The following is a 12,876-nucleotide window of genomic DNA, read 5'->3' on the forward strand; positions in this document are numbered from 1 at the left end:
CTGAGGAATTAAATTGAAAAGTAAAATAATATCCATGCTAATTATTATTTCGCCGCTGCATGCTAATGCAGCTTTTGAACAATATAAGCCTTTGGTCGTCCCTATCCAAGGACTGAAAGAGCAATCCAACACCTGCACTCCAAACTTGATAAAAGAAGACATGTGCATTCAAGCTAAAAAACTGGCAGGTAACGTGCAAAAGGAACTGCCAATTAAGAGTGGCGATAATCTGTACATTACGAATGTAAAGGCCGATAACACCCGAGTCATCATTACGGCAGAGATGAAATACAATCGAAACGCGCTTGAACATGCATATCAAAACAATGATAGTGATATCGATAAAGCAAAAAAAATACTTAGTTACAATGCGGAAAACTCGGTATGTCAGAACAAAATTTTAATGTCATTTATAAATCTTGGTGGTGTCATACAATATGAGTATGTATTTAATGACGGCAATCTATTCAATATAGTTGCCGTCAGTTCATGTAAAACTACTTAATCTGCTCCTCAATCTTATTGAGAACCGGTGCAATAACATGCAAGTTTTGATACGGCATCATTTTTCTCACTGCATGGACTTGTTTGTCGTCAAATTCTCCATTCAACACACCGTTGGCGATCGTCGCACTGTCGCCAGCCATATCAAACGTCGGCCCCATTAAGGCACCGATCGCATTACGGCTCTGGAATCGCGATACCGGCGGCGCACCGAACATGGCGCCCAAACCGAAACGCCCACCGCTCATGTTCTCGACGGTGTTCACCGGCTCAGACAACCAGCCCAACATCCCTGATCTGTCGAGCCCCTCTTTGACCAGGTTGTTAGGACGATAATCTACCTCACGCCCCGACAGGTTTTGCTTCATCGTGTAAACCATGGCACCCAGCGCGATAGAACCGAGCGCACCCAGATAGAACGATGCATCCCCCTGCTGTATTCCTGACGCCAGTACACGGTTATGAGAAGCGAAAATAAAGGTCTTGAACTGCATGATTATTTTACCGGCTTCAGTGCTCATCATCAGCGGCGTATCCCCCGCGCCTGGCGTTACGATAGTCGAGTCAACATCCTTTAACACGGCAGCCTGAAACGCTTCACGCACAACGCGATCATCCCATAGATGGCTATGACCGGTAAGGAGGCCGTCCATGTCTTCGCCATGCTTTGAATATTGCTCAGCGATACGCCCAAGCATGCTCTGATCGATGCCGAGCTGAGCCAGTTTCCGGATCTCCTTCTGTGGCAGTTCCTTACCTGCTGAAAGCAATTGGGCATTATCAAGGATGCGGGACTGCACTACCAAGCCAGACCACGACTTCAGCGTTGTATTCCACTGATTCATTAATGTCCAGTTTCCAAACTTCTGAGTCCCCCAGTTCAAACCTTTCTCTAAAGCTGACCGCCGGCTGTAGGGGTCGGTAAGGTCTGCAATGGCTTTTGTTCTGGTAGAAAGCACGTAATCCAAACCTACGGCCATTTCTCGGAGATCTTTCGTGGCCACTTTAATGGCGGACATATTACGGAGCATCACGCCAAGAGGTCGCAAAGATTTAGCCAGGCCATGCTGCATCATCGGGCGCGCAAGGTCAGGCAGTGCCGATATTGTCATGCCGCCGAGTAGGCGAAGGAAATTCACATTACGAGCCACGCGACCTGCACGCACAAAGAAGCTTCTCGGATCCCTCGGCGCACCGTAGGTCCCTATCAGGCGATCGCGCATCCCTTCGATATCACGCAGGTCTGCACTACGTTGTTTCTCCAGCTTAGCGCGTTCTTTAGGCGTTTTGGCATCACGGATAAGCTGAGTGTACTCCTCAGAAACCTGCCTGATTTGCTCACCCATATCTTTGCTGCCGAACCGGGCAGTAAGCTCAATCTCTGGCCCTATCTGGCGCAGGTAGCTTTCCATAACATGATTGATGTCCGACTCTAGAAAGTCCTCGATACGCTCATCAGGAATGAGAAGGCTGCGGCTCTTTGTAAATCCAGCGCGCCCAATGATCTTTTCAGGAATGACATCAGCCGGTACGAATCCAGATGGCGCACCGATTATTTTATTTACTATTTCATCAGCAGCATCCTCTGCTTCTTCGCGGCTTAAAGGTTCTGAATTTTTCAGATTCCTCTCGCGGCTGGCGTTCAGCCTGTCGGTTGATTTCACTTTTTTATTCAGCGCGCGCAGCTCAGACTGGTATTTCTTGGTGTTCTCCAGAATATCGCTGTGGCGGGCGAAGGCGTCTCGCTCTGCTTTTGCCGCAGTCACCGCTGCTGCATCATCGCTTTCTTTGATGATTTTATCCCGGGCAGCAATTTCAGTTTTTAATTCAGCCTCTCTGCCTGCCCATGCTTTAGAGGCGGTGATGTCATCGGCCAATGCCTTTGCCTTGGGCGCAGCATCTGCGGCATCATTCAGCCCAGCGTTTATTTTCTCCAGACGTGCAGTAGCCTTTTCAGCCCCGCCATAGCTGATGCCTCGCAGCCATGTCGCTATACGCCCACGAAACTCTGTGCGGTCAGAGAGGATTTTGTCGAACTTGTATACGCGAGGGAGATAACTTTGAGCGGTTGAAACACTGACGTCTTCAGGCAAAATACCCAACTCCTGCATGCGAACTTTTGTCGCTTCAAAAATTGGCCTGATGGATGCTGCTGCTTGGGCAACCTCTGGAATTTCACTCTGATCACCACGCCGCATAGCCGCACCAACAGCCTCGTTAAAATCGACGAAGTTCATGCGTTTACCACCGGTGGTGCGGATGTTCTTGCTGTATGCCTGATATGCGTCTTTCGTATTTTCCATCTGCTTATACAGCATGGTGTCGTACTGTTTTATCTTTGTCTCAGCCGCGGTAAATGTCGCAAGACCCTCGTCATTTTTGGCAAAGAAATAGTTGTTCTCGGCCAACTGCTGATTTATGGCGCGTGATGATCGTGCTGGTGACTGTGCCAGGCGCCCGCCTGGGTTAATGCTCAGGGTTTTATTGAACAGCCCCAGCCCTGCAAGCTGCTCTTGATCGAGAGTGGTGTTAAATACCTGTGCTGCACCAATACTCTGCGGCGCGTCGGTGCCCCGTAAGTTGGCAGATACCGAGGCATTCACCGCTTCGCGCGCGCCAGCGCCAGCAAGCACCTGAGCGCCAGCACCGAGGATCCCGCCCACCATTGCATCAACAACCACATTCATGGCGCTCTGCCCAAGGGTGCGAGTCTCCTGTGTTTCGTTTAACGACAACTCGGAGGCTACCCCAGCACCAGCATTGGCAGCCGCAAAGCGAGCAGCTGTGCTGATTGCAGATCCGCCACGCTCAACAGCACCCAGAGGGACAAAAACTGAGGCAACGTTAATCGGGTCGACAAGTCCCATAGCCATGCTTGAGATGATGCCAGCACCGCCAGCCTCAGATAAAAACGCCCGGTCCTGCATTTGTGTATCGATCCGATGTTTTATCGCCAAAGTTTCTTCTGGAGAACCGGCATCGATAAACGAATCAGCATAGTCTTCATAGCCTGTAAGGTCGGCAGCGTTATTATCAAATGGATTATATCCATCGACCTTATCAAACTGGCTAAACGGCGCGCTGGCAATAAAACTGCCCAGAGAGTTGTCCAAGCGGAATGCGGCGTCGCGAGAACGCTGCACCTGCTGATCCTCAGTGAATGGGTTCAGGGCAGAAAGCAGTGACGGTGTTTGCTGATAAAAACTATTGTCTTCTGGCTGCGGGATCTGGCTGACATCAGCAGACAAAAGTTCATCCGGTTTTTGCTCGTAAGTTGGCATCATTTCCCCCCGGCTGTGATGTTAGATGGCAATTGGTTAGCGATACCTGCGCCGAATGGTTTAGTGAAATCTGGTGGCTGATAACCTGTGTCATTGGTGAAACCAGACGATGTTACTGTTTCACTTTGCTGGCGCTGCTCTTTGGCAGCTTCTACGCGTTGCTGCTGGAAGCCCATTGTTGCTTTATACATAGGGGATGTTTTTTGGTCTGGCTTGAATCGAACAGGCATCCCAGTTTCGCCATAATATGGCCTCACATCATCATATCCTTCGGCGTTTTTCTGACGCACCATCACGCTGTAGCTTTGATCTCGAGGAGTAACAGCGTCAGGCACTAACACAAGGTCCGTGTCATCGCGCTCGCCACCGAAAGATTTATCGAGTAATTCTCTTTTCTCATTCCCCCATTGCCCCTGAATCCAATTGCCTGAGCCGTTATTAACGCCATACACCGCCTCCGGCGCATACTTCATGATCTCAGGACTGCCATTTACTGATGACACACCCCACGTATTCCTGATCATGGCGTTTGTCATGGCTTCCGCCTGACCGGCATCACCGCCAGTCTGCGCAAAGTTGGCATCATAAATAGTCTGGTAGTCACGCTGATATTGAAGATTCGATCGTGACGGGTCACTCGCTGATGGAGTGAATGACGTCGCTGATGTCAGCGCGCTGATATTACTTTGTGCCGCTGACTCACGACCTTTTAGATAATCTTTATCGCGCTGCTTTGTGCTGATCATTTGTTTGGTGCGATCATCCTGCTCGTACACCTGGCTATAGGACATATCAACCGCTTTATCTGCGGGAACGCCTGCGCGGTCATATGCATAAACCTTGGCGTAAAATGCCATCGCTCCTTTATCCAGATTGGTCACGGCGGCAGGGTTGTTGTCAAAAATCTGGCCGTACATTCTAGCCATCGGTACAACTACAGCAGGATCCTTGGATGTTGCACCGGCGGTGAGCATTGTTTTGATCTGAGTTGGCAGGATGCCCGACTTGGTGGTGATGTTCGCAACCTGGCTAAGGCTTTCGTCGCTCTTGATGTTGAAGTCAGGCGCTACGCTCTGGTCGAAGTAATGATCAGCTGCGGCCTGATTGCTTTTGTCATTCGGGTCCAGAGGGAAATTATTCTGAAGCGAAGAGTTAAAACGATTTACGCCCTGACCCTTTTCCCACTCGGCATCAAGCTGCTTGAATTTAGACTGCATTTTGTCCCAGCGCTGCTGGTTAGCTGCAAAGTTGGGTTCATTCGGGTCGTTCGGACGCAGGCGCTCCAGCACATCCTGACGGCCAGACGGTGACATGTCTTTGGCTGCGCCAATCACAGCGCCATACCTCACCTGATCCTGCATATCCTGCCACTGCTTAGTTCCCTTCAACGGACCATATGCCTGAATGAAATCGTTTTGAGTAGGCATCTGGCTTGGTCTTAAACCTTCATCCAAAGCAGAGTAGGCGTCTTTTACTGATGAGCCAATTTGTTGAGCGTAGAGTGCGCGCTGCTCGTTCTGCATGGCCTGAGCCTGACGGAGATATTGCCCCTGCGCTGTTGGGCTCGCAGCATCAAACGCAGCATTGCCAGTACGACGCTTCGATGAGTTCAGTGCAGACAAGCCCAGCGCGGCGCTGACGCCGGTATTTATTTGTTCTTCACTGTACGGTTGGTTACCATTTTCATGGTTAACAATGCCTGCGCACAGCGCTGCCAGAGTGCTTGGGTTGGTCATATCTAACTGGTCATTAGCACCAACTCCGAGATTTTTGCACAAAGCACTGATATAGCTGTTCGTGTCATTACCATCAGCCGCTGGCGCCCAACGATTTACCACATCTGCGACGGTGTTAATGCCCTGCCGTTGGTATGAAAGCAGGTTTTTTCCCAATGCACGGATCCCATGCTCTGGTGTTTCGAACTTGGCAAATCGTCCATCACTACCGGTCTGACCTTCCCAAGGATTTGCGTCACTTGCCTCAATGTTTCCGGGGTTGTTGTTTCTCAACCCGCGCGCAGGAGAGGAATTGCCATGCGATGTGAAGCGGCTAGCGCCCCCAAGATCTGATGGTTCGCCATTTTTCTGAATGAATTGGTCGTATCGGCCTGCTGTGAGCTGAGCAGTTAAAGCAGCCTTGGATGACTTATCACGGAAATTAACCCAGTTGGCTTCAATCTCTTCAGGGCTTTGGCCGTGCGTTTGCCCGTAAGCCATGATCTGATCTCTGGCCATGAGGTTTGCATCAATAAAACCCTGATTGTCATCAAAGCTGTTTTCGGCCTGCTGCTGTAGGTTGCTGATCAACCCCTGAAACTGACCTGCTTCAAACTGCTGGCGCTGGCCGATCTCGTAGGTTTTTGCACGGCTCGATACTTGCTGTCCAGCCTGTTCAAACTGACCGCGAAATTGGTCTTTAACGGGACCGTCTGGAATTGCTGAATATGCTTTATCTGCAAGCTGTGAAAGTTGCCCAGACACCTGCTCACTCTGCCCCAGCGCCTGCGCACCCTGCTTTGTTACCAAGCCAGTCTGAGGGTTATTGATCAGGTCATCAGCCTGTTTGTTGAAATCCAGCAGAGCATTCTGGGCAAAGGCCAAATCTGTTTTATGTTTTTGCTCTTGGATCACTCCAGACAGGTTACTGCCGAATTCAGCAATGGCATCCAGTCCGCCAGGTCGCTGCTGAATGTTGGCAACGTTTACTGGACCCTGACGGTCTACGCTCTGACGTTCGTACTGCGGTACTGGTACTGTTGGCATGACGTCACCTTACCTGAATGAGAATGGGGCAGTTGCGGAATAAGGTTGCTTAGCGGCGCTGGAGAACATATTCGAAGATGATCCTGCTGTGGCGCCCAATCCGCCCATGGTCTGGTAGGCAGAGAATCCTGACAGCGTCGCGTTTAAAATTGTTGAGCCTGCTTTTGAGTAACCGGCGTTCTGATCAATCTTCCCCTGCGCTCGGCTGGTGCTGGCTTGGAAGTCCAGACCAGCAGCCTGCCGCTGTGCGTTGTTGATAGTGGTCAGCGAGTCCAGCTCAGTGCCTGATGCCGTATCCCCGAATGTGTTCAGCGCTGATCCAGATGTCATGTCAGTGCCGTTGGCACCGAATGCGGCCGCCTGCCGGCCAGCTACCTGACGCCCCTGATTGCGCTGCTGAAGTGCCTGTGAGTTACCGGCGTTAATTGCATCACGCCCAGCCTGCTCCTGCGCATCAGCGTTGGCATTCGCCACCTTCTTGGCGTCATTGCCTTGCTTCACTGCGCTGGCAGCTGATGCCGCCGCCGCGATGGCGGTAATAGCCAGAACTGCTGTTGTCGGCTCACACATTATTCAGCCCTCAAATGGAAATGGTGGAAAGGTAATTGCAGCGCACCATACGGTTGCGCTTCGTTAAGCGTGAAGCCAAGCCAGTGCAGCCAGGATTTCGCGGCGGCGTTGCGGGCATCAACGAAGTTTTCAAGGCGAGGGTAAAGCGCCAGCATTTGTGCCAGAACCGGGCGGCAATGGCGCAGAAAGGTTACCTGCACTTTCTCCAGCCGATCGGTAGCGACCAGCCAAGGAACGCCGAAGCCTGTCAGCATTGATGCAGGGCATACACCAAAGATGCCCACAACTTCACCGTCGATAACCCCTGCCCAGCAGATGGAAGACGCAGCCATAGAGCGGCGCAATACCTCTGAAGGTTCAATCAGCGCAGCAGCATAGAACTCATCAATATCCGCCTGGCGGATGTACGGCAGCATTTCTGCCGCATGTGCTTCGGTAGCCGGAATGATTTGAACGGTGCGCATATCAGCCACCCACCGAGACTTTAGGGATGATCGACAGAATGGATAGTGGCAATGGGTCTGACTGAGTAATGATTACTCGGCCTGACTTATCCCACTCAGATTCGAGATCAACGGTGATCAGTCCGGTTCTGTTGCTGACAGGGTCATCGTAGAACTCGAACTCACGCTGAGGATACTCGTACATCTTCCCGCCCGGCGTTCCGGCGAAGATGCCGCGGCTGTCCTGCACCATGATGTCGGCTTTGTTGATGATTTTTTTCTTGTCGAGAATGGTTTCCTGTCCGGAAAAGTTGATATCCAAAGTTTCGACCACGGCTGATATTGGCAGGCCGACATGGACAACAGCGCCCGGTGTTTCCAGTGAGATTGCCCCAGCGCTTACCACCTTCTGTGGCTCAACGTTCCCGTCAGAAAGGATGCTTACCGTTTGCCCTTCGAGGTGATTAAGACCGGTGAAATTGGCTTTTGCGAGATTCCACGTGGCTGTGGCCACAGATTGGAACTGCACCGGAACATTACGGTTGGCGCTGACCGTGACGACATTACCGCTGGAAATGGCAACGATCTGGAGCTTCAGGATTTTATCCGTTGCATCCTCGATATATGGCAGCAGAACCTGATCGCCTACATTACCGGCGCTGAAGAAACTGGCACCGCTGATCGTCAGCGTGTAATCCGTACGGTAATCCCAATCGCCGGTGCCGCCTGTCAGGACCACTGTGCGCGATGCGTCAGTGTTGCGTCCGTCATAGGTCAGCCCGCTGTCAACAATGAAAGAGTCGCTGATGTCAGCAAAAATGCGCGAGTCTAAGCGCTCTATATAACGTTTGGTCTGGCCGTTGATGACGCGGCGGACAACAGCATAAAGGGCATCTTCATTGCCTTCGCTGATGCTGCACACCGACTCGTAATATCCGTTCGTCGCCGGGTGCGGGTGCCAGGCTACAACCTGCTGGTCGCGCAGATACGTCAGCCCCATGAGCAGACCATCGTCGCGAATACACCAGACAATGCTGAATGGTGTGATGGCAAACGCCCAGTCGATAATCTGATGACCGATAAACAAATGGTTTGCCAGAATAGTCAGGTCAGAACCCTGAAAGCCGTCAACGTCAAACGAGTAGGCCAGATCCCGCACAGCTCCTCCCTTCTGCTGCACGAACAGCGCAACGTTGCTGATGGCGATTGGTGGAACATCGCTTGCGCCGTTCTGCCCCTGAGAGCTGAAATTGAATGTCGATGGTGTGAGCGTGCCCGTCTGGTCGCCGTTGACTTTGTACTCGCCACCGGACGTGAGCGCGACCAGTGATCCCACGTCGATCAGGTGCAGGATTTTATTCAGCTGGCGGCCAGCATAGGTGTAGCTGATAGCATCGTCGTCCACAGAAGGAACGGACGTTCCGAAGTCTTTGTAGTCGCCGCTCTTGCTGGTCCAGACTGTTTGCGGAAATGACGCTGATGCTGCAAACATCAAACGTTGCTGGAAATAAACAACGGTCGATGGATAACCATCAACGCTGTTCCATGCGAACTTCGCCCACTTATAGCTCGGAGTGACGGTCAGGCTTTTCGGCAGGCGGTTGATAACGGTTGCTGTGGCCGTCAGGCCATCACCAGCAACTGCAGTGATTCTGGCAATGCCATTCCCGCTGTGCAGATAAAGCCACTCGACGCTGTTTGCATCTCCATACCAGCCATCTAACTGTGTGCCATCGGTGTGCGTCGGCGCTACGGTGCCGGTCTTGCCAGCTCGGGTGCATTCGTAATAGTTGGTGGAGTAACGGATCTGCTCACCCAAAGTAACATCACGCCCCGTCTCCCATTTAGCGACGTCACCAGTGGTGCGCTGCTCGATAAAAAATAGGGTGCCGACCTGCTCTGCACTGAAAATAGCGGAGGTACATGTCAGCGTAACAGTCCCGGTTTCCCCGGAAGATTCCACGGTGACGGATTCATCGATATTGCCATCCTGAAATGGACCATCATTTGTGCTGACCGGTGCCGTGCGCCAGTCTTCATTGCCATATCGGCGTATTTCCATTGGCGGATAAGCAACATGGCAGATCGTCATTACGTCGGCTGACTGCGTGAACTTCAGCATAAACAGGTCTGCTTCAGCGTAAGGCGTCACTACTTCAACCGGCTGACCAACGCTGGCGCCTGATGTGTAGAGGACCGGTGCGCCATTAGCCCAGACGCGCATATAACCAGCTCCGAATTCCAGAGCAAAGGTCTGGCTTACAGAGAACTGGAAAGGAATTAACCGACATTTCTGCGATGAGTTTTTGGCCTCCCCAAGGAACCTGAAACCTGCGCGGTTATCAACCCCACCGAACTGGCGCACCATGAAGTTGCGGCACCGACGCAGTGAACTGGCGTAACGCTCAAGGTCCACACGGCCATAAAGATTTGGTGAAATCTCACCACCGGCAAATGATGCCTGCATTGCGCTGACAGCCATTATGACAACCTCGCTATGGTGAACTCCGACTCAGGAACAGGCGGTTCTTCTGATTCGTTCATCGACCGAGCGCCAGCAGACAGGATCACCGCGTTGTACATCTGCAACGCTTTATTGCCCAGATCCCCGGAGGCAGACAGAGGCATCGCCAGTTCCGCAGCCAAACGCCAACTCAACGCATCACTAAACAAAGAGTCGAACATATTCGGGTCGGTTATTTTCCCGACGTACAGCAGCTGTGCTTCTGGCTGGTTGGTGTAAATTATTTTGCCTGTGCCGTCCGGGTCAGAACCCACCTCGTACGCAACGCGCATGCCAGGCGCAGGGAAACGAATCCCCGGCGTCATGATTTCAATAATGCGGGAGCAGTCGGTCGGGTACCGGTATGCAAACTGCCAGTCGGTTGACGGCGTATCCAGATCAGCAAGGACCACGCGCTTTGAAGCGAAGTTCCAGTCGAAGTCGCTCAGCACAGCGTCGCGGGCAGATTCGTAAAACACATTGCAAACATCAGCCTGTTTGCTTTGCTCGCTCAGGCTGTTGATGGTGCGTGAGCTGCCGATGCGCATCAGCGCGATGTTGCAAATCTGGATAACTGAACCCATTACTCATTGCTCCCGTAAAGCGTGTCAGCGGCGGTTTTCTGTGGCTCTGCGGCTTCATCCATCAGGCCGATGTCGGTGATCTGCATTTCGACACTGCTGTATGAGTCTTCGCCATCTTCGCGCATGCTGGTAGACAGCACTTTTACCTTGCCGCACAGCAGCATTTCAGAACCGACTTTAGGCAACGCGATCCCCAGTTTCTTCAGGGTTTCATCGTTGAGGGTGATGCGCAGACCCCACGGGTAGTCATCACGCTCTACCGTCTTGCCCTCTTCGTTTTGAAAGCTGTCAGTTCCCTGCTTTAGATTGACCATCTGCGGTTGTTTCATGTCGATGCTCCGGAGAGTAAAGGGGCTTTCGCCCCTTCAGGAAGTGACTGTTAAACGCCTAACTCAGCGCGCTTTTCAGCGATTTTGGTCTTCATGGTTTCAGCCTTCATGGCCGGATGCGGGGCTGAGCTGAACAGCGCTTCATACTCATCGCGCAGAGCAGCCAGATCGACATCAGCCTGATTAGAACCGTCACCTTCCGGCTTCGGCGCAGGTGGATTTTCACCTTCCGGCTTCGGCTCAACATAGTTCTTGTCGGCCTTCTTCTTCGCTTCTTTCGCCGCGTCGTTGATCGGCTCCAGTGCGCTGCCCGGCTTGCCTTCGTAATCCACTTCATCACCCTCAAACAAGAGCTGTTTGTTGATGTATGAAGGAGCCAGGATTCTGTAGCGTGCAACTTCTGACATGTTGCCCCCTGTTATTTAACGGTGAAGCCAGACGCGTAGAAGGTATTCGCATCGACATCGAGGTTAATGCCGGAGGTGAAAGCACCAGCAGTTAATGGACCGGTGCCGACCACGTAGTTCACGCGCAGGTACTTCAGCACACCCTGCGGAACCTTGGCTGACAGAACGCGCTTACCTGCCACCAGTGACGCCAGAGCCAGAGCACCGCTGTCGTACAGCGTTACCCAGGTGGAGTTATCGGCACTGGTTTGCAGCTGAACGTTGACGGTAGCAGCACCGGCGGCGGTGGCCGTGGTGTTTACGTTAGTCCAGAACTCCAGCGGTTCGCCCACACCAATATCGCGGCGTGTGCCTTTCAGCGGGCTAAGGTCGATCACATCGGTTGAAGCAGCTGTAGCGGTAACCGCCTGCGCTTCGGAGAACATCAACAGTTTGTCGAGGATCATCTTTCTTTCTCCAATGAGTGGGCTACATCAGCAGCCCATCAGTTAAGGTCGGCGGTTAAACAACGCGGGCTTCAGTTTCCAGAAGCGCATCGGTTTCGCGGATCGGCACGTTACGGAACGTAGTCCAGAACTCGCCCTCGGTTTCTTTCACGGACAAGGCCAGAGAGGCTTTGTTGAGTGACTGAATGTCCAGGTATTCGCTCAGAGTACGGTTCATGTAAAACACAGGCTTGCCCATGCCGCGGTTTGGAATACGGTGCAATGCTTTGATCATCAACTTCACGATGTCGATAGGCGTTGTAGCTTCGAGATCGCTGATGTCGATGTTTGCCACGCGCACCACATAGCGCCAGTCACGCAGGCATAAGCCGTTGTCCCACTTATAGTGAGAGCGGTAGCCTTCATATTTCCCGCCGTTGGCATCGAACAAGGTCTGTTGCCCTTTATCTTCATGGCTCAGACCGGCTTTCTGCCCTTTAGGGAAGATGCCGTGAACGGTGTTTTCGCCCCAGACAACCAACCAGATTGATGCGTTATCAGTGCCGGTACCGCCTGCATCGATAATGTTCTGAGCATTTCCGGCTGACAGGCTGGAGTAACGAGAGGACAGCCCCATGAACTGCTGGGCGTTGACACTGGTATCGCCATAGAACAGCGTGGTAGCCATTGACTGGTTCATGGCTTCGAGGAACGCACGATCTTCTGAAAGACGAAATTCACCGGTGTTTCCGTTCAGGTCTGCCAGTGACTTATCTACTTCGGAATAGGCTTCCAGCATGCCGCATGCATCGGTGATCTGAACGGTGGTTGATTTGCTTGGCTGTACGCCATAGTTCAGCAAGCGCCAGGTGGCGCTTGGCAAGCCAGAACGCACAGTTGTGCGGTGCCCAGTTGGCAGGTTGCCTTCTACGAATGGCATATCCTGCAACACTGCGTTCGTCTGCGAGAGCAGCTCCGTAATTTTGTCGATCTTACCGTTAGGGTCTACACGTTTACCCCAGTCGGCCAGCGTAAGCGCTGTGGTGCTTTTAACAGCCATATGTCATT

Annotated in this window: 11 protein-coding genes; 1 reads left to right on the forward strand and 10 read right to left on the reverse strand. The window is 52.3% G+C overall.

Annotated elements, in window-relative coordinates; translation table 11 throughout:
• Window positions 1-13 precede the first annotated feature (13 nt).
• On the forward strand, window positions 14-505 hold the full coding sequence (locus tag I2123_RS13695) for a hypothetical protein (RefSeq protein ID WP_213050724.1): 492 nt from the start codon (window positions 14-16) through the stop codon (window positions 503-505).
• Here the strand turns inward: I2123_RS13695 and I2123_RS13700 are convergent.
• Genes I2123_RS13700 through I2123_RS13745 form a run of 10 tightly spaced genes read right to left on the reverse strand, consistent with a single transcriptional unit; the run spans window position 498 to window position 12,868 of the window.
• The gene (locus tag I2123_RS13700; protein WP_213052516.1) at window positions 498-3,785 is read right to left on the reverse strand and encodes a hypothetical protein; all 3,288 of its coding nucleotides are present in this window, start codon (window positions 3,783-3,785) and stop codon (window positions 498-500) included. The genes I2123_RS13695 and I2123_RS13700 overlap by 8 nt on opposite strands.
• Entirely contained in the window at window positions 3,785-6,547 is a 2,763-nt protein-coding gene (locus I2123_RS13705; protein ID WP_213050725.1) for a hypothetical protein, read from the reverse strand. The genes I2123_RS13700 and I2123_RS13705 overlap by 1 nt, the downstream gene beginning before the upstream one ends.
• A 9-nt stretch (window positions 6,548-6,556) precedes the next feature.
• Window positions 6,557-7,117, reverse strand: a complete 561-nt coding sequence (locus I2123_RS13710; RefSeq protein ID WP_244879819.1) for a hypothetical protein — start codon at window positions 7,115-7,117, stop codon at window positions 6,557-6,559.
• The gene (locus I2123_RS13715) at window positions 7,117-7,581 is read right to left on the reverse strand and encodes a hypothetical protein (protein WP_213050726.1); all 465 of its coding nucleotides are present in this window, start codon (window positions 7,579-7,581) and stop codon (window positions 7,117-7,119) included. The genes I2123_RS13710 and I2123_RS13715 overlap by 1 nt, the downstream gene beginning before the upstream one ends.
• 1 nt (window position 7,582) lies before the next feature.
• Window positions 7,583-10,042, reverse strand: a complete 2,460-nt coding sequence (locus tag I2123_RS13720) for a phage tail protein (protein WP_213050727.1) — start codon at window positions 10,040-10,042, stop codon at window positions 7,583-7,585.
• Window positions 10,042-10,647, reverse strand: a complete 606-nt coding sequence (locus I2123_RS13725; protein ID WP_213050728.1) for a phage connector family protein — start codon at window positions 10,645-10,647, stop codon at window positions 10,042-10,044. The genes I2123_RS13720 and I2123_RS13725 overlap by 1 nt, the downstream gene beginning before the upstream one ends.
• Window positions 10,647-10,976 (reverse strand): capsid staple protein, encoded by a 330-nt coding sequence (gene gp10, locus I2123_RS13730; protein ID WP_238485174.1) that lies wholly within the window; start codon window positions 10,974-10,976, stop codon window positions 10,647-10,649. Before gp10 ends, I2123_RS13725 begins: the two co-directional genes overlap by 1 nt.
• Window positions 10,977-11,026: 50 nt before the next feature.
• A complete protein-coding gene (locus I2123_RS13735) occupies window positions 11,027-11,383 on the reverse strand; it encodes a hypothetical protein (RefSeq protein WP_213050729.1) in 357 nt (118 codons plus the stop codon).
• Between the two features lie 11 nt (window positions 11,384-11,394).
• Complete coding sequence (locus tag I2123_RS13740) at window positions 11,395-11,829, reverse strand: Bbp16 family capsid cement protein (protein WP_213050730.1); 435 nt, start codon at window positions 11,827-11,829, stop codon at window positions 11,395-11,397.
• A gap of 55 nt (window positions 11,830-11,884) precedes the next feature.
• Entirely contained in the window at window positions 11,885-12,868 is a 984-nt protein-coding gene (locus I2123_RS13745; protein ID WP_213050731.1) for a major capsid protein, read from the reverse strand.
• Between the last annotated feature and the right edge of the window lie 8 nt (window positions 12,869-12,876).

The sequence above is a fragment of the Rahnella inusitata genome (assembly GCF_018288855.1).
Classification (GTDB): Bacteria; Pseudomonadota; Gammaproteobacteria; order Enterobacterales; family Enterobacteriaceae; genus Rahnella; species Rahnella inusitata.